Consider the following 16,215-nt stretch of genomic DNA (forward strand, 5'->3'; position numbering starts at 1 on the left):
GTCACGGGCAGAGACCTTTCACCGCCAGGTAAAGGCGGCTGCATAAGGAGCCTTGCCGGGCGGCTTCCCTAAGCTCCTCGGGCCGGCCAAAGCGGTAGGCCCGGTAGTAGGTCTTGCCGGGCTTGGGCTCGGGAAGCTCAGGCCTGGCGAGAAGCCTGGCCTCCACCACCCAAAGCTCCAGGGTGTACGCGGTCCGCTCCTCCACCCCGAAGGCCACGGGCCGGAGGACCTCCACCCCGGCCCCCAGCTTCTCCCGGCCTACCCTTAGGGCCCCATCCTCCGGGCCTTCTCCATCCCCAAGGCTCACCGCCGGCAGGCCCCAGGCCCCGGCGAACTCGGGGTCCTCCTCGGGCCGCTTCACCAAGAGAAGCCCTTCCTCGCTCCAGGCGGCCAGGGCCACCGCGCGCTTAAGGGGCTTGGCCGTCTGCACCCAACCAGCCTAGCAAAACCCTAGCCCAGGCGCAAATCAGGCCAGGCGGAGGGGTTCCACCTCCACCGGGGTGCTGTGGAAGGTGCTTCCGCCCCCTAAGTCGGTGAGGGTTTCCGCGGTGAGGTGGTTGATGCCCTTGCCATCGGGGGCCCACTTCTCCCACCAGGTGCCCTCGAGGACCACCGTCCCCGGCATGGGGGCCTCCGTCACCTTGGCCTTGCGCACCACCCTGCCTTGGGGGGAGTGGATGTAGACCAGCATGCCCTCGGTGATCCCCCGCTCCTCGGCGTCCTTGGGGTGGATGAGAAGCCTGGGCTCGCCTCCTTCCGCCTCCACCAGGGCCTGGACGTTCCCGTAGGTGGTGTTCAGGAAGCGGTGGGCCGGGGGGGTGAGGAGGATCAAGGGGTAGCCGGGGAGGGTTTGGGTGGGGATGACCTCAGGGGGTGGGCTAAAGCGTACGGGGCCGTTTCTGAAGGGCAGGAAGGGCTTGGGGAGGTTGAGCTTCACAAACCCCTCCTCCTTAAGCCTCTTCAGGTTGATGCCCGCAAGGTAGGGGTGGTCCACATCCAGGAGGCTTTCTGCCACCTCCTCCGCGGTCCAGTAGAGGGTGGGTTCCTTTAGGCCAAGCCTCCTGGCCAGTTCCCGGAAGACCCAGGTGTTGGGCCTGGCCTCCCCTTCGGGCTCGGTTAGGGGCTCGTTCCAGGAGGGGTAGTAGTGGCCGTAGCTGGTGTAGAGGTCGGGGTGCTCGTAAAAGAAGGTGGCGGGAAGGAGGTAGTCGGCGTAAAGGGCGGTTTCCGTGAAGACCTGCTCCAGCACCACGGTGAAGAGGTCCTCCCGCAAGAGCCCCTCCTTAACCCCAGCCGTGTTGGGGGCCACCACCAGGGGGTTGGAGTTGAAGACGAAAAGGGCCCGGATGGGGGGGTCGAGCCGGGTAAGGGCGCTGGCCAGCTGGTTCATGTTGATCCGGCGTACCCTGGGGTTGGGACGAAAGTAGCCCTCATGGGGGTGGGATCCTTCCAGAAGATGCCTTCCCCCCAGGAGGCGCTTGTTGAGGGGGAAGGCCCCGCTGGTGGAAAGAAGCGCCCCGCACCCCGGGTAGCGCCAGGCTCCCAGGAGGGCGGGGAGGAGGATCACCGCCCTTAAGGCATTCCCCCCACCGGGGTGCCGGGTCATCCCGTAGCCCACCCGGAGGAAGACCCGTTTGGCTTCCCCGAGTTCCCGGGCCAGCCGCTCCATGGCTTCCTTGGGCACCCCGGTGAGGGCCTCGGCCCTTTCTGGGGGCCACTTCCGGGCCTCCTCCTGGAAGGCTTCCAACCCCGTGGCGGCCTCCTTGAGGTATTCCCAGTCCACCAGGTTTTCCCGGAAGAGCACGTGGGCCAGGGCGTAGGCCAAGGCGGCGTCGGTGCCCGGGCGGAGCTTGATGTGCTGGTCGGCGAATCGGCTGGTGGAGTTCTCGTAGGGGTCCAGGTGCACCACCTTGGCCCCCCGTTTCCTGGCTTCCTTGAGGAAGGGGGTGAGGTGGCTGTTGGTGGAGAGGCTGTTGATGCCCCAAAGGAGAAGGTAGCGGGCCTGGGGCACCTCCTCGGGGTCCGGACCCAGCTTCACCCCGTAGGTCATCTCCCAGGCGGCGCTTCCCGCGGTGGCGCAGATGGTTTCCTCTAGCTCGCTGGCCCCGATGGCCCGGAAGAAGGCCAGGGGATGTTGGTTTTCAATAAGGCCCATGGTGCCCGCGTAGTGGTAGGGGAGGACGGCTTCCCCGCCATAGGCGTCCAGGATGGTCCTTAGCCTTTCCGCGATCCCCCCCAGGGCCTCCTCCCAGGAAACCCGTTCAAATCGGCCTTCGCCCTTCCTGCCCACCCGGCGCATGGGGTAAAGGAGGCGCTCCCTTACCCTTTCCGGGTAGCGGTAGGTTTTGGCGCAGGCGAAGCCTCGGGTGACGGGGTGGCGGGGATCCCCCTCCACCCGGGAGAGCCTTCCCTCTTCAAGGGTAAGCAGGAGGCTACAGGCATCGGGGCAGTCCAGGGGGCAGGTGGCGCGGGCCTTCATGCCCCTATAGTAGCCCCAGGGCCTCGAGGACACCGCACCTCTCCTCATAGGGATCGGGAAGGAGGCCCGGGGGCTCGTCCAGCCGGAGGAGGTAGCCCTCCCGGTAGAGAGGCCAGCGGGGCCAGCCCCGGGGCTCCCCTTCCTTGGCAAAGCTCGTCCAGTAGCGGCGCATCCGCTTGCCCAAGGCTTCGGCCTTTTCCCGGGCTTCAGCGCTAAGGAAAAGGGGGAAGAAGGGCATCTCCTGGAGCTGGCCGAATAGGGGGGCGAGCTCCAGACCGTGGAAAGCGCCTAGACCTTCAAAGCCGGGGACACGGAAGGTGAAGAGGTAGGCGTAGGTGGGGGCGAAGGGAGCCTGGAGCCTGGCGGCCTTCAGGGAGGGGCAGAGGAGTTGTAGGTCCGTCTGGACCTCTCCCCAGGCCTTTCGGGGGTCGGGAAAACGCTTTTGGTAGACCTTCGTTAAAGCCTCCCGCTCCTTTGGGGGAATACCCTGGGCGGCAAGCCTTCCGCTGAACTCCTCCCAGGTCCTGGGCCCCAGGAGCCAGGCCAGGGTGGGAAAGGCAAGCTCCTCGAGGTTGGCCCCCACCAGGAGGGGGATACCTCGGGCCTTGCCTTGGCTCAGGGCTTCCGAGGGGATTTCTGGAAGGAGGACTCCCAGGTGAGGCTTGAAGGGGGCGTGGGGAAAACTTAGAGTTGCAGCGGTGATGTCGGGTAGACCTTTAGCCTCCCCAGGTGGGAAGAGGCGTTCTAGGGGAAGACGCCTAAGGCAGGCGAGGTCTTCAGGGGGGCAGCCTAGATCTTTGGCCCACCGTTCCCCGGAAGGGAAGTCTTTCTCCAAGGGGCGCACCTGGTGGCATCCACCCGACTGGAGGATGGCCCTGTGGAAAAGCCCCTGGGCTTCCGGTGTGGCGAGGAGGGTGCAGACCAGCATGCCCCCTGCCGATTCCCCAAAGAGGGTGACGTTTTGCGGGTCGCCGCCGAAGTAAGCGATATGGCGCTGGACAAAGCGAAGGGCCTCAATCACATCTAAAAGCCCGTAGTTGCCCACGGCCTTGGGGTCTTCCTGGGCCAAAGCGGGGAGGGCTAAAAATCCCAGGGGCCCTAGGCGGTAGTCCACCGAGACCACCACCACCCCTTCCTGGGCCAAGAGGTGCCCCCCGTAGATGGGCTCGGCGGCACTTCCTGAGGTGAAGCCTCCCCCGTGCAGAAAGACCATGACGGGAAACCCCCCTGGGGGCGGGGGCCTTAGGGGCAGGAAGAGGTTTAGGACCAGGCAGTCCTCCTTTTGCGGGGGGATGTACCCCCCTAGCCGGGCGGTGGTTCCTGGAGTCTGGGGACAGGCCACCCTTTCCCTGCCCACCCCTTTGGGCCAGGAGGCCACGGGCTTTGGAGCTTGGAAGCGGCCCGCCTCCGCATAGGGCAGGCCGTAGAAGGCAATGGCTCCCTTCTCCACCTGGCCCAAAGCCAGGCCCAAGGGGGTCTGGACCACAACCTCCTGGGCCAGGGCGAGGCCTAGGGCTAGTGTGGATACCTTAAGGAGGGCGAGGGGGCGCATAAACAAACTCTATCCAGAGTATATACGGGAGTGCCAACCCTGGGCTTGGGGCATAATGCCAGGGGATGGGGGAGGATAAGGGGCCCGAAGGGCCTAGGTTGGCTAGGGAGGATGCAGGGATGGACCTCGAGGCCCCCTTCTGGTCCTTGGGGCTTAGGGTGGCCGGGATAGACGAGGCGGGCCGGGGAGCCTGGGCCGGCCCCATCGTGGTGGGGGCGGTGATCCTGCCGCCACTGGACCTTTCCCCTAGCGGGCGTTACCCTTTCCGGGATTCCAAACTCCTTACCCCAAAGATGCGGGTCCGGATGGCGGAGGAGGTCAAGCGGGTGGCCCTGGCCTACGCCCTCGAGGTGGTGGAGGTGGCCGAGGTGGACCGGCTTGGGGTCTTAAAGGCCACCCTTCTTGCGGCAAGGAGGGCCTTGGATCGGTTGCACCCTGGCCCTGAGGCCCTGGTCACCGACTACCTGCAGGTGGCCACTTCCTTGCCCCTCCTGGCCCCTCCCAAGGCGGACCAAAAAAGCCCCAGCGTGGCTGCTGCCAGCATCCTGGCCAAGGTGCACCGGGACCGGCTCATGGAGGAGCTGGACCGCCTTTACCCGGGCTACGGTTTTGCTCGGCACAAGGGCTATGGCACCCCAGAGCACCAAAGGGCCCTCCAGGCCCTGGGGCCATCCCCCGTGCACCGTAGGCGCTTTTCCCCAGTGGCCCAGGCTCCCTTAAGGTTTCCTGAAGGGGAGTAGGTCCCCTTGGAGATAAGCTTGAGGAGAAGGAGGTGGGTATGCGGCTTTTGGGGATTCTTTTGGCGGGGCTACTTTCCGCCTGCACCGTGACCCTCGAGGGGGTGACGGTAAGCTACCGCCTGGACTTCACTCCGGCCATCCTGCGCTTCGAGCCGGATCGGGGAGCGGGGGCCACCTACTACGTGGGGGAGGAGGTGCGCTTCTTCCTCACCCTGGCGGATCCCGGTTGGATAAGCCTGGTGGCCATAGATCCCGACGGGCGTACCTACGAGTTTGACCGTTTTTACCTGGGCCGGGGCACCCATGTGCTTCCCCCGGGGGCCTACCGCTATACGGTCACGCCCCCTCGAGGGCTTCAGCGGGTGCGGGCCATCTACACGGATACCCATCCCGGGAGCCTGCGCTTGGAAGGAGTATACACCGACTGGGATGCCCGGCTAAGGGTCTATTTGGAAACCTCTGGAGCCCGCCGTTACCAGGTGGCAGAGACCTACTTCTACATACGCTGACCGCAAAAACTTGCAAGGGGGCTTGCGCTTTCCACTCCTAGGTGGGGTATAATCCCCCCGGACCGCTAAGGAGGTCAACAATGAAGCGGCGTGACTTCTTGAAGAAGGCAGGTATCGGCGTAGCGGCCAGCGCAGCTTTTGGCCCAGTCTTTGCCCAGGCCCAGCCCAGCGTGAGGTGGCGGCTAGCCAGTAGCTTCCCCAAGAGCCTGGACACCATCTATGGGGCAGCGGAGGTGCTGGCGGAGCGGGTTTCCACCCTCACCGGCGGCCGCTTCCAGATCCGCCCTTACCAGGCAGGGGAGATCGTGCCTGGGCTCCAGGTGATGGACGCCGTGCAGCAGGGCACGATCCAGGTGGGGCACACCGCCAGCTACTATTTCGTGGGCAAGGCAGCGGTTTTCGCCTTTGACACCGCAGTGCCCTTCGGCCTCACCGCCCGGCAGCAGAACGCCTGGATGTACTATGGCGGCGGTATTGAGCTTTTCCGCCCCATCTTTGCCGACTTTGGCATCATCCAGTTCCCCGGCGGCAACACCGGGGCCCAGATGGGGGGCTGGTTCCGCAGGGAGATCAAGGGCGTGGCCGATCTCAAGGGCCTCAAGATGCGTATCCCCGGCCCGGGCGGCCAGGTGATGAGCCGGCTTGGGGTGGTGCCCCAGGTGCTGGCGGGTGGGGACATCTACCCGGCCCTGGAGCGGGGTGTGGTGGACGCCGCCGAGTGGGTGGGCCCCTATGACGACGAGAAGCTGGGCTTTTACAAGGTGGCCAAGTACTACTACTACCCTGGCTGGCACGAGCCCGGTCCCCAGCTCTCCTTCTACGTGAACCTGAACGAGTGGAGGAAGCTACCCAAGGAGTACCAGCAGGCCCTCGAGGTGGCGGCCGCCGAGGCCAACCTGTCCATGCTGGCCAAGTACGACCAGGTGAACCCCCCTGCCCTCCAGCGGCTCATCAAGGCGGGGGTGCGGTTGCGCAAGTGGCCCGCTGACGTAATGAAGGCGGCCCAGAAGGCAGCCTTTGACTGGTACGAGGAGGAGGCGGCCAAGGACGCCACCTACCGGAAGGTCTACACCGCCTGGAAGAAGTTCCGGGAGGAGCAGTACCGCTGGTTTGCGGTGGCGGAGCTGGGTTACGAAAGCTTCGCCTTCCCTGCCGTCTAATCCCTGGCTTGGTTGTCCCGGGGGTGGAACCCCCGGGGTTTCGTTTTGAGGGAAGGGCCTGCTCCAGGGCTTGACGGGCCGGGTGGACCAGGTTTAAAATCCTCCTGGAAAAGCTTCCACAGGAGGTTTGTATGAGGCGTAGGGAGTTTCTCAAGAAGGCAGGGGTCGGGTTGGCGGCCAGCGCTCTCTGGGGATCAGCTCTGGTGCGGGCCCAGGCGGGCCCGGTCATCCGGGTGGCCGGGGACTCCACCGCGGTGGGGGAGGGCGGCCGTTGGATGAAGGAGATGGTGGAGGCCTGGGGCAAGAAGACGGGCACCCGGGTGGAGTACATCGACTCCCCTGCGGACACCAACGACCGCCTGGCCCTCTACCAGCAGTACTGGGCGGCCAAGAGCCCGGATGTGGACGTGTACATGATCGACGTCATCTGGCCGGGCATCGTGACCCCCCATGCCGCTGACCTTAAGCAGTACTTCTCGGATAATGAGCTCAAGGAGTTCTTCCCCCGCATTGTCCAGAACAACACCATCCGGGGAAAGCTCACCTCCATTCCCTTCTTTACCGATGCGGGCATCCTCTACTACCGCAAAGACCTTCTGGCCAAATACGGCTTCAAGAACCCACCCCGCACCTGGGCCGAGCTGGAGCAGATGGCCCAGAAGGTGATGGAGGGCGAGCGCAAGGCAGGCAACCGTGACTTTTGGGGTTTCGTGTTCCAGGGCAAGGCTTATGAGGGCCTTACCTGCAACGCCTTGGAGTGGATCTACTCCCATAGGGGCGGGCGCATCATAGAGCCCGATGGCACCATCAGCATCAACAACGGTCGTGCGGCCCTGGCCCTGAACACCGTGCGCCGCTTTGTGGGCACCATTGCCCCCTCGGGGGTCACCAGCTATGCCGAGGAGGAGGCGAGGAACGTCTGGCAGCAGGGCAATAGCCTCTTCATGCGCAACTGGCCCTACGCCTACGCCCTTGGCCAGGCGGAGGGAAGCGCCATCCGCGGCAAGTTCGGGGTCACGGTGCTTCCCAAGGGCGGAGCCGATGCCCCAAACGCCGCCACCTTGGGAGGTTGGCAGCTCATGGTTTCCGCCTACAGCCGTTATCCCAAGGAGTCCGCCGACCTGGTGCGGTACCTGGCCTCCTACGAGGTGCAGAAGGACAACGCCATCCGGCTTTCCCGTTTGCCCACCCGTCCGGCCCTCTACACCGACCGGGGTGTCCTGGCCAGGAACCCCTGGTTCCGCGACCTCCTTCCCGTCTTCCAGAATGCGGTTTCCCGGCCCTCCGATGTGGCCGGGGCCAAGTACAACCAGGTGTCCGAGGCCATCTGGACCGAGGTCCATAGCGTCCTCACCGGGAAGAAGACCGGGGAGATGGCGGTTCGGGACCTCGAGGGGCGCCTCCGCCGCATCCTCCGCTAACCTTCCTCCCGTCCCCGGGGGGATTCCCCCCGGGGGCTTATCCGCAAACCATGTTGACGCAACGGCAGGTACGCCTGGCCTGGCTATTGGTCCTCCCCACCCTCTTGGTGGTGGTGCTGGTGGCGGGGTATCCTCTGGCCCAGGTTTTCTACTGGTCCTTCTTTCGGGCGGACATCGCCTTTGTGGAACCCCCGGAGTTTGTGGGCTTCAAAAACTACCTGTACCTTCTTCAGGACCCCGATTTTCGCCAGGCCCTTTGGAACACGGTGAAGTTTACGGTGGTCTCCGTTAGCCTAGAGACCCTTTTGGGTTTGGCCATCGCCTTGATTATTCACTCCAACTTCAAGGGTCGGGGCCTGGTACGCACCGCCATCCTCATTCCCTGGGCTATTCCCACAGTGGTTTCCGCCAAGATGTGGCAGTGGATGCTCCACGACGTCTATGGAATCATCAACATCCTGGGGGTAAAGCTGGGTATCCTCTCGCAAAAGGTGGCCTTCCTTGCCCGGCCCGAGCTGGTCCTGCCCGCCATCATCGCCGTGGATGTGTGGAAGACCACGCCTTTTATGGCCCTCCTGCTTCTGGCTGGTCTGCAGTTGATTCCCGAGGAGCTTTACGAGGCGGCCAGCATCGACGGGGCTAACCGTTGGCAGCAGTTTTGGGCCATCACCCTCCCCCTTCTTACCCCTGCCTTGGTGGTGGCCCTCATCTTCCGCACCCTGGATGCCTTGAGGGTGTTCGACGTCATCTTCGTCATGAGCGGGGTGAACCCCGCCACCCGTACCCTGGCCGTGTACAACCGCCAGACCCTGATCGACTTCCAGGACCTGGGGTATGGGTCGGCCATAAGCGTGGCCATTCTGCTCCTTATCTTCCTCTTCGTGGTGGTCTATATGCGCACCCTGGGTAGGGAGGCCTTGCGATGAGGGCTTTTCTGCGCATGGGGAATCGCTTGCTCTTTTACCTGCTGGTGGTCTTCGTGGTGGTGTATAGCGTGTTTCCGTTTTACTGGGCGGTGATCTCTAGCTTTAAGCCTTCCGATGCCCTTTTCGCCAGTAATCCCAGCCTCTTGCCTCTTCCCTTTACCCTGGACCACTACCGGAATGTTTTCATCCAGGCCAACTTTGGCCGAAACCTCCTGAACTCCCTGATGGTGGCCGGGGGGGCGACCCTGCTTTCCCTGACCCTGGGGGTTTTGGCGGCCTACGCCTTGGGCAGGCTCCCTTTCCCTCCCAAGAATGCCGTGCTCTACTTGGTCTTAGCCATGACCATGTTTCCCCAGATCGCGGTCTTGGGGGGGCTTTTCATGCTGCTACGCCAAGCGGGGTTATTCAACACCCACCTGGGTCTCATCCTCAGCTACCTTCTCTTCACCCTGCCCTTTACCGTCTGGGTGCTGGTGGGTTATTTCAAGGGTCTACCCAGGGAGTTGGAGGAGGCAGCCTATGTGGACGGGGCCACGCCCTTGCAGACCCTGGTGCGCATCATGCTTCCCCTTACGGGCCCCGGTTTGGTGACCACGGGGCTTCTCGCCTTCATCGCCGCCTGGAACGAGTACCTCTTCGCCCTCACCTTTACCGTGGGGGATAAGGTGAAGACGGTTCCCCCAGCCATCGCCAGCTTTGGGGGAGCCACGCCCTTTGAGATCCCGTGGGGTTCCATCATGGCGGCCAGCGTGGTGGTCACCGTGCCCCTGGTGGTGCTGGTGCTCATCTTCCAGCAGCGGATCGTGGCAGGGCTTACCGCCGGGGCGGTAAAGGGCTAGGTACTCAATCCCAAGGTCTTTGCCACCAGGGCCAGGGCGGCCTCGAGGACCTCCTTTAGGTGCCCTTCCCCCTTGAAGCTTTCCGCATACACTTTGGCCACGTCCTCGGTGCCGCTGGGGCGGGCAGCGAACCAAGCGTTTTCCGTTACCACCTTTAGCCCCCCCAGGGGCTCCCCGTTGCCGGGGGCCCGGGTGAGGATGGCCAGGATGGGCTCCCCTGCCAGCTCCTTTTCCTTTACATCCTCAGGGGAAAGGCGGGCCAGCCTGGCCTTGGTCTCGGGGGAGATGGGGAGGTCCTTGCGGGCGTAATGGGGCCGGCCCAGGTGCACGGCCAGCTCCTCGTAGAGCTCGTCGGGCCCCTTTTCCCGCTTGGCCAGGATCTCCGCTGCCAAAAGCCCCAGGAGGATGCCGTCCTTATCGGTGGAAAAGGGCCTGCCGTCGAAGCGCAGGAAGCTGGCCCCGGCGCTTTCCTCCCCGCTGAATCCCAGCCAGCCTTCCAGGAGCCCGTCCACGAAGTACTTGAAGCCCACGGGGGTTTCGTAGACCTCCCGCCCCAAGGCCTTGGCCACCCGGTCCAGAAGGGCGCTGGTCACCGCGGTCTTGCCCACCTTGGCCCCCGGCCAGGTGCGGGTGGTGTAGAGGTGGAAGACGGCGGCCGCCAGGTAGTGGTTGGGGTTCATGAGGCCCTTTCGGGTGACGATGCCGTGGCGATCGGCGTCGGGATCGTTGCCGATGGCCAGGTCAAAGCGGTCCTTCAGCGCCAGAAGGCCCGCCATGGCGTAGGGGCTTGAGCAGTCCATGCGAATCTTGCCGTCGTGGTCAGGGGGCATGAAGCGGAAGGTGGGGTCTACGGTGGGGTTGACCACCTCGAGGTTGAGCCGGTAGGCCTCGGCAAGCCGCTCCCACACCCTTAGGCTGGCGCCGCCCAAAGGATCCACCCCGAGGCGCAAGCCAGCTACCTTTATGGCCTCGAGGTCCACGGCCTCCCGGATCTTCTCCACATAAAGCCCCACGTAGTCAAAGGGCTTGGCCCTTTTCAGGGCCTCCCGCAGGGGAAGGCGCTTCACTCCCTTTAGCCCTTCCGCAAGGAGGGCGTTCGCCCTTTCCTCAATGGCCTTGGTGATGCGGGTGTCTGCGGGGCCGCCGGTAGGGGGGTTGTACTTAAGCCCCCCGTCCTCGGGGGGGTTGTGGCTGGGGGTGAGGAGGATGCCATCCGCCTTGGCGGGGTGGTGGGCGTTGTGCTCCAGGATGGCCAGGGAAACCAGGGGGGTGGGGGTGTAGCCCTCCTCGAGGCGCACCTCTATGCCGTTGGCGGCGAGGACGGTGAGGGTCGTGGCCCAGGCAGGTTCGGAGAGGGCGTGGGTGTCCTTGGCCAGGAAGAGGGGTCCGGTGGCTCCAAAGGAGGCCCGGAGGTCGGCGATGGCTTGGGCGATGGCCAGCACGTGGGCCTCGGTAAAGGTGCCCCTGAGGCTTGTGCCCCGGTGGCCGCTGGTGCCGAAGGCCACCCGCTCGAAGGGGTTTTGGGGGTCGGGGCGCTCTTCGTAGTAAAGGGTGAGGAGCCTGAGGAGGTCCATGTTTCCATCTTAAAAAACCCAGGAGGCCCCAGGCGCCTGGGGCCTCCCTGCGGGTTTATTCCGGCCTAGGGCTTGGAAGGCGCTTCCTTGGGAGCCTCCTGTGTAGGGGATTTCGCCGGCTCCTGGGTTTTGGGGGTGAGTTCCGCCAGCACCTGGCTCAGGCGGTTTTCTATCTTGGCGGCCTTACGGAGCTCCTGAATGAGGGCCTGGGCCTGCTGCTGCCGCTTCCGGTTGATGACCCCTTCCTTAGCCTGCTCCACCACTTCCGCGAAGGGCTTGAGCACCTCCGGCTTGCGGTCTTTGATGATCAGCACGGCAAAGGTGCCATCTTCCAGCTTCACCACCTCGCTCACCTCCCCCAAAGGACCCTTGGGGAAGGTTTCCTTCACCTTGAAGACCAGGCGGTCCAAAACGGCGGGGAGCTGGTTGGGGTTCACGGTGCCGTACTCGGTGACGCTACCCTCCTGGGCCTTGGCCAGGGCCTGAAGATCGCCGCCTTTTAAAGCCGCCTCACGGAAGGCCTTGGCCTTGGCCTCGGCCTTAAAGACTACCCCCCTCACCTCGGCGCTGGCCGGGATGGTGAAGAGGGCGGGGTTTTCCGCGTAGAATTTGCGGGCTTCCTCCTCGGTGGCGGTGAGGCCCCGGGTTTCGTAGAGGAGGTAGGCCTGGGCGATCTGGTCCTTGGAGCCGATGAAGGGTTGGCCGCTCTTCTTGGCGGCCTCCACCAGGAGCTCGCGGTCGATCAGGCTTTCCAGGGTCTGGGGCAGGAAGAACTGCACCGCCAGCTCCCCCAGGCCCTGCTGGATGAGGGCAGCGGTCTGCTGGTTGGAGAAAACCGGCTGGAGAATCTCGCTCAGCAGGATTTCCCTGTCGCCCACCTTGGCCACGGGAGGGTTCTTGTAGCTGTAGGGGCTATCCTCGGCGAAGCGCACCTGGGCCTTCCGGCGGAGGTCTTCCAGGTAGGCCTCGAGGGCCCCGTTCCCCTTGGCCTCCTGGGCATCCTTCTCCACCTGCTCCTTCACCTCCTCAAAGGTGGGCACCTTGGGGGGCAGGTACTCCTCCACCTTCACCAGGTAGTACCGGCCCCCAGCCTCTATGGGTCCCACCAGGCCAGGCCCCTGCTTGGCGAAGACTGCCTCCGCCACCTTCTCGGGGAAGACCACCTTGGTCACGGGTTTGGACTCGCTTTCTCCGGGAGCAGCCCCCAAGGCCCCACCTTGCTCGGCCCCCACCTTGGAGTGCTGCTTGGCCAAGGCGGCAAAGTCCTCCCCGGCCTGGGCCTTGGCCAGAAGCTCCGCCGCCAGTTTGGCATCGTCCACCACGATCTGGCGGGCCTTCACCTGGGGCTCACCCTTGTAATCCTCCTGGTGCACCTCAAAGTAAAACCGCACCTCTTCCGGGGTGGGCTTGGCCGCGGAGCGGATCTGCTCGAGGCGCTTCTGGATCTGGAGCTGGGTTTTTATCTCACTCCTGAGCTGGGCATCCGTGTACCCCACCTGGTTCAGGAACTGCTCGTAGGCCTTCTTGTCCTTTAGGCCAAGCTGTTCCCGGATGCGGTCCACCTCCTTGCGCACCTCGGCGCTACCCACCCGTATCCGGGCGGCGTCCTGTTTGAGGGCCTCGGTGAGGATCACCTGCTCCAGGAAATGGGTGTCCACCAGGTTCTTGAGGAGCCCTTGCGGGTTTGCGGCGTAAAGGGGGTCGTTCCCCTGGAGCCTGAGCAGGTCCAGCTCGTAAACCGCCTTCCCGTTCACCCACAGCACGGGTTTGCCCCGTGCCTGCTGCCCTGCCTGCGGGGTGAAGAGGAGGATGGCCCCCACGGCGAAGGCCAAGGCCAGAAGACCGAAAAGGATGGTGATGGCTTTCTTGCTGATACCGAACACTTGACCGCCTCCTCCTTAGCGTGCTAGGATACATCCCGCTGAGTGCGCCCGTAGCTCAGCTGGATAGAGCGTCGGCCTCCGGAGCCGAAGGTCAGAGGTTCGAGTCCTCTCGGGCGCGCCATTTTTCTTTTTCCCCCGCCTACCGGAAAGCCCACAAGCACGAAGGGATTGTAACACACTCCCCATGAGAAAGGGGTTTAGCATGGGAGGGTGCTGCCGCTTCTCCTGGCCTGGCTTCACACGGTCAACGACCTCTTTTCCAACTTCCTCACACCCCTTCTGCCCAAGCTGATGGCCCACTTTGGGGTAGGGCTTGGGACGGTGGGGCTTCTGGTGTCCGTGTATTCCCTTACGGGTAGCCTTTTTCAGCCCCTGGCCGGCCTCATTGCCGACCGGCTGGACCGAAGGCTTTTGGCGGCCTTGGGGCCGGTGCTGGTGGCTTTGGGCATGGGCTCTTTGGGCCTATGGCCTCGGTTCGAGGTACTGCTTTTGGTCCTGGGGCTTGCCGGCTTGGGTTCGGCTCTTTTCCACGCCTCGGGGGCCAGCCTGGTGGGGGAGTTTGCCCCCAGGGAGCGGAGGGGTTTTTGGCTTTCCTTTTTCGGGTCCGCCGGGTACCTGGGTCTTTCCCTGGGACCGGTGGTGGCCTTGTTCGCCGTGGGGGCCTGGGGGCTTGGGGGCCTAGTGTGGTTAACCCCGCTCGCCCTGGTGCCGGCCCTGCTCCTCCTGCGCCTGCCCCCCGTTCGGCGCCAGGGAAAGCCCGCGGGTTTCAGGGACTTTCTGAGGGTCTTTCGCGGGGATGTGGCCCGCCTATGGGGGATGGCCACCTTAAGGAGCCTGGTGTTTATGAGCTTTTCCACCACCTTGCCCTACTGGTTTACCCAAAGGGGCCTTTCCGATGCGTACATCGCCTTAAGCCTTTCCGCCTATAGCTTCTCCGCCACCCTGGGTACCTTCCTTGGGGGTACCCTTTCCGACCGCCTGGGGCGGAAGGCGGTTTTGGTGGGGACCCTGGCCTTTGGGCTTCCCCTGTACCTGGGCCTTCTTTTCCTGCCTCCCGGGGGTGCGCCCTACCTGGTCCTTCTGGCCCTGACCGGGGCCTTGATGAACGCGGGGATCCCGGTGGCCGTGGCCTTGGCCCAGGAGCTGGAACCGGGCCAAACGGCCACGGTTTCCGGGCTTCTCATGGGCTTCACCTGGGGTTTCGCCGGGCTCTTCTACGCCCCCATAGGCCACTGGATCGAGGTCTTTGGCGTGATGCCGGTTCTCCTGGCCCTGGGGGCCTTGATCCTGCCCGCCTGGGCCTTGGCCCAGGGGGTACGGGAACCGGGGGCTGGGCCTGAGGGCCGTAAGATGGATCCATGAGGATCCTTCTGGCCACAGATGGCTCTCCCCAGGCCCGGGGGGCGGAGGTGCTGGCGGAGTGGCTTTGCTACAAGCTTTCCGCCAAGTTGGTGGCCCTCTACGTCCGGGATTCCCGCCTCATCCGGGTGCTGGAGCTCATGGACTTCGGGGCCCTTACCGTGCCCGTGCCCGCCTACCGGGAAGAGCTGGAAAAGGCCCTTTCCGCCCATGGCGAGGCCTTATTGGAGCGCATTCGCAAAAGTGCCGAGGAGGCGGGGCTTCAGGTGGAGGTCTTCATGGAAACCGGGTTACCCCACGAGGTGATCCTGCGCCATGCCCGCACCGCAGACCTCCTGGTCATGGGCCGAAGCGGGGAAGCCCATGGGGGAAGCTTCGTGGGGTTGGGAAGCACCGTGGATAGGGTGCTAAGAACCTCGCCGACCCCGGTTCTGGTGGCCCCCACCGACTACGTGGAGATACAAGGGGCCATCCTGGGTTACAACGCTTCGGAAAGCGCGGTGCGGGCCTTGCACACCTTAGCCGGTTTGGCCAAACCCCTGGGGCTTTTGGTGCGGGTGGTGAGCGTGCACGACGATCCGGTGCAGGCAGGGACCTGGGCCCTCGAGGCGCAGACCTACCTGCAGGACCAGGGGATCCGGGTGGAGTCCCTGGCCTTCTCGGGCGATCCCGCAGAGCATCTTCTGTCCCTGCAAACCCCCTCGGATCTTCTGGCCCTGGGAGCGCCGGTGCGCCGCCTGGTCCTGGGGAGCACCGCCGAATACGTGGTGCGCCATGCGGTGGGGCCGGTCCTCACCGTGCGATAAGCGCTTGCTCGGTCTGGTATAATGAACCCCTAAAGGAAGGGGGGTTCTATGACCGTTCGGCAGGTCCTGTTGCGCAAGGGGGGAGGGGTCTATAGCGTTCACCCCCAGGCCACGGTGCTGGAGGCTTTGCGCAAGCTGGCGGAGCACGACATCGGGGCCCTCCTGGTCATGGAGGGGGAGAGGCTTCTCGGGATCTTCTCCGAGCGGGACTATGCCCGGAAGCTGGTCCTCCTGGGCCGGTTTTCCAAGGACACCCTGGTGGAGGAGGTCATGACCCGCGAGGTGATCACGGTGACTCCCGAAACCACCTTGCAAGAGGCCATGCGCCTGATGACCGAGCACCGGGTGCGGCATCTTCCCGTCTTGGAAGAGGGCAGGGTGGTCGGGGTGGTTTCCATCGGGGATGCGGTCAAGGCCATCATCACCGAGCAGGAGGTCCTGATCGAGGAGCTTTCCCGCTACGTGATGGAAAACCGCTAGTCGCGGAAAAGCCAGCTGAGAAGAAGGCTTACCAGGGAAAGGATCAAGGCCCCGATGAGGGCTTCCGCAAAGCCCGGCACCTGAAGGGCCGTGGCCTCGGCCACCAGGTAAAGCACGATGCCGTTGACCACCAGGGTGAAGAGCCCCAGGGTCATGAGGTTTAAGGGCAGGGTCAGGAAAAGGAGAAGGGGCCGCAGTAAGGCATTGGCCAGCCCCCATACCGCACCCGCCACCAAGTAGTCCAAAAGCCCTGCCTCCCGGGCGAAGGAAACCCCCGGGTACACCAGGCTCACCACCCAAAGGGCCAGGGTGTTGAGGAGAAGCCGTACCAGCAGGCCGCGCACGGCCTTAGCTTACCCGAAAAGCCTCCACCCCCCTTGACAGTCTTGTTTTGGTCTGGTAGTTTTTTCTTTGCGCTGCCTGAAGGGGCGGCGGGGGATCTTGAAAGCTGGGGTGGAGGATAGGTAGTTAGAGGCCGTGATGAGCGGTC

The 16,215-nt window shown here is 64.3% G+C and carries 15 protein-coding genes and 1 tRNA gene; 10 read left to right on the top strand and 6 right to left on the bottom strand.

Annotated elements, in window-relative coordinates; all coding sequences use genetic code 11:
• Nucleotide 1: 1 nt before the first annotated feature.
• Genes TNMX_RS10370 through TNMX_RS10380 form a run of 3 tightly spaced genes read right to left on the bottom strand, consistent with a single transcriptional unit; the run spans nt 2 to nt 4,028 of the window.
• Nucleotides 2–430, bottom strand: a complete 429-nt coding sequence (locus tag TNMX_RS10370; protein WP_019550575.1) for an NUDIX hydrolase — start codon at nt 428–430, stop codon at nt 2–4.
• Between the two features lie 36 nt (nt 431–466).
• Nucleotides 467–2,476: a molybdopterin oxidoreductase family protein gene (locus TNMX_RS10375; protein ID WP_038031827.1), complete on the bottom strand. Its 2,010-nt coding sequence runs from the start codon at nt 2,474–2,476 to the stop codon at nt 467–469.
• A 4-nt stretch (nt 2,477–2,480) separates the two neighbouring features.
• Nucleotides 2,481–4,028: a carboxylesterase/lipase family protein gene (locus tag TNMX_RS10380; protein WP_038031829.1), complete on the bottom strand. Its 1,548-nt coding sequence runs from the start codon at nt 4,026–4,028 to the stop codon at nt 2,481–2,483.
• 119 nt (nt 4,029–4,147) lie between these two features.
• Between TNMX_RS10380 and TNMX_RS10385 the strand changes: the two genes are divergently transcribed.
• From TNMX_RS10385 to TNMX_RS10410, 6 genes are all read left to right on the top strand, one after another.
• The gene (locus tag TNMX_RS10385) at nt 4,148–4,768 is read left to right on the top strand and encodes a ribonuclease HII (protein ID WP_038031882.1); all 621 of its coding nucleotides are present in this window, start codon (nt 4,148–4,150) and stop codon (nt 4,766–4,768) included.
• A 38-nt stretch (nt 4,769–4,806) separates the two neighbouring features.
• A complete protein-coding gene (locus TNMX_RS10390) occupies nt 4,807–5,277 on the top strand; it encodes a DUF4384 domain-containing protein (protein ID WP_019550571.1) in 471 nt (156 codons plus the stop codon).
• A gap of 80 nt (nt 5,278–5,357) precedes the next feature.
• Nucleotides 5,358–6,437: a TRAP transporter substrate-binding protein gene (locus TNMX_RS10395; RefSeq protein WP_019550570.1), complete on the top strand. Its 1,080-nt coding sequence runs from the start codon at nt 5,358–5,360 to the stop codon at nt 6,435–6,437.
• A 131-nt stretch (nt 6,438–6,568) separates the two neighbouring features.
• Nucleotides 6,569–7,858 carry an ABC transporter substrate-binding protein gene (locus TNMX_RS10400; protein ID WP_038031842.1) on the top strand — a complete coding sequence of 430 codons (1,290 nt, stop codon included), beginning with the start codon at nt 6,569–6,571 and terminating at the stop codon, nt 7,856–7,858.
• 50 nt (nt 7,859–7,908) lie between these two features.
• The gene (locus TNMX_RS10405; RefSeq protein WP_019550568.1) at nt 7,909–8,784 is read left to right on the top strand and encodes a carbohydrate ABC transporter permease; all 876 of its coding nucleotides are present in this window, start codon (nt 7,909–7,911) and stop codon (nt 8,782–8,784) included.
• Nucleotides 8,781–9,623, top strand: a complete 843-nt coding sequence (locus TNMX_RS10410) for a carbohydrate ABC transporter permease (protein ID WP_019550567.1) — start codon at nt 8,781–8,783, stop codon at nt 9,621–9,623. Before TNMX_RS10405 ends, TNMX_RS10410 begins: the two co-directional genes overlap by 4 nt.
• Here TNMX_RS10410 and TNMX_RS10415 read toward each other — a convergent pair.
• Both TNMX_RS10415 and TNMX_RS10420 read right to left on the bottom strand, forming a co-directional pair.
• On the bottom strand, nt 9,620–11,197 hold the full coding sequence (locus TNMX_RS10415; RefSeq protein ID WP_038031844.1) for a phosphoglucomutase: 1,578 nt from the start codon (nt 11,195–11,197) through the stop codon (nt 9,620–9,622). The two genes, TNMX_RS10410 and TNMX_RS10415, sit on opposite strands and share 4 nt — an antisense overlap.
• A 65-nt stretch (nt 11,198–11,262) precedes the next feature.
• Complete coding sequence (locus TNMX_RS10420; protein ID WP_038031847.1) at nt 11,263–13,080, bottom strand: peptidylprolyl isomerase; 1,818 nt, start codon at nt 13,078–13,080, stop codon at nt 11,263–11,265.
• 44 nt (nt 13,081–13,124) lie between these two features.
• Between TNMX_RS10420 and TNMX_RS10425 the strand changes: the two genes are divergently transcribed.
• The 4 genes from TNMX_RS10425 to TNMX_RS10440 all read left to right on the top strand — a co-directional run bounded on the left by TNMX_RS10425 (nt 13,125) and on the right by TNMX_RS10440 (nt 15,725).
• Nucleotides 13,125–13,201, top strand: a tRNA-Arg gene (locus TNMX_RS10425).
• An 89-nt stretch (nt 13,202–13,290) separates the two neighbouring features.
• A complete protein-coding gene (locus TNMX_RS10430) occupies nt 13,291–14,442 on the top strand; it encodes an MFS transporter (RefSeq protein WP_038031849.1) in 1,152 nt (383 codons plus the stop codon).
• Nucleotides 14,439–15,245 (top strand): universal stress protein, encoded by an 807-nt coding sequence (locus TNMX_RS10435; protein WP_038031851.1) that lies wholly within the window; start codon nt 14,439–14,441, stop codon nt 15,243–15,245. The genes TNMX_RS10430 and TNMX_RS10435 overlap by 4 nt, the downstream gene beginning before the upstream one ends.
• Nucleotides 15,246–15,293: 48 nt before the next feature.
• The gene (locus TNMX_RS10440) at nt 15,294–15,725 is read left to right on the top strand and encodes a CBS domain-containing protein (RefSeq protein WP_038031853.1); all 432 of its coding nucleotides are present in this window, start codon (nt 15,294–15,296) and stop codon (nt 15,723–15,725) included.
• Here the strand turns inward: TNMX_RS10440 and TNMX_RS10445 are convergent.
• Entirely contained in the window at nt 15,722–16,069 is a 348-nt protein-coding gene (locus tag TNMX_RS10445; protein ID WP_015716084.1) for a phage holin family protein, read from the bottom strand. The genes TNMX_RS10440 and TNMX_RS10445 overlap by 4 nt on opposite strands.
• Nucleotides 16,070–16,215: the final 146 nt, after the last annotated feature.

This window comes from Thermus sp. NMX2.A1 (assembly GCF_000511705.1).
Taxonomy (GTDB): Bacteria; Deinococcota; Deinococci; order Deinococcales; family Thermaceae; genus Thermus; species Thermus scotoductus.

Bases quoted from the DNA above. Each gene is read 5' to 3' on its own strand.
- TNMX_RS10375 (WP_038031827.1), bottom strand. From the start codon at position 2,476: ATGAAGGCCCGCGCCACCTGCCCCCTGGACTGCCCCGATGCCTGTAGC.
- TNMX_RS10380 (WP_038031829.1), bottom strand. From the start codon at position 4,028: ATGCGCCCCCTCGCCCTCCTTAAGGTATCCACACTAGCCCTAGGCCTC.
- TNMX_RS10385 (WP_038031882.1), top strand. From the start codon at position 4,148: ATGGACCTCGAGGCCCCCTTCTGGTCCTTGGGGCTTAGGGTGGCCGGG.
- TNMX_RS10390 (WP_019550571.1), top strand. From the start codon at position 4,807: ATGCGGCTTTTGGGGATTCTTTTGGCGGGGCTACTTTCCGCCTGCACC.
- TNMX_RS10395 (WP_019550570.1), top strand. From the start codon at position 5,358: ATGAAGCGGCGTGACTTCTTGAAGAAGGCAGGTATCGGCGTAGCGGCC.
- TNMX_RS10400 (WP_038031842.1), top strand. From the start codon at position 6,569: ATGAGGCGTAGGGAGTTTCTCAAGAAGGCAGGGGTCGGGTTGGCGGCC.
- TNMX_RS10405 (WP_019550568.1), top strand. From the start codon at position 7,909: ATGTTGACGCAACGGCAGGTACGCCTGGCCTGGCTATTGGTCCTCCCC.
- TNMX_RS10410 (WP_019550567.1), top strand. From the start codon at position 8,781: ATGAGGGCTTTTCTGCGCATGGGGAATCGCTTGCTCTTTTACCTGCTG.
- TNMX_RS10415 (WP_038031844.1), bottom strand. From the start codon at position 11,197: ATGGACCTCCTCAGGCTCCTCACCCTTTACTACGAAGAGCGCCCCGAC.
- TNMX_RS10435 (WP_038031851.1), top strand. From the start codon at position 14,439: ATGAGGATCCTTCTGGCCACAGATGGCTCTCCCCAGGCCCGGGGGGCG.
- TNMX_RS10440 (WP_038031853.1), top strand. From the start codon at position 15,294: ATGACCGTTCGGCAGGTCCTGTTGCGCAAGGGGGGAGGGGTCTATAGC.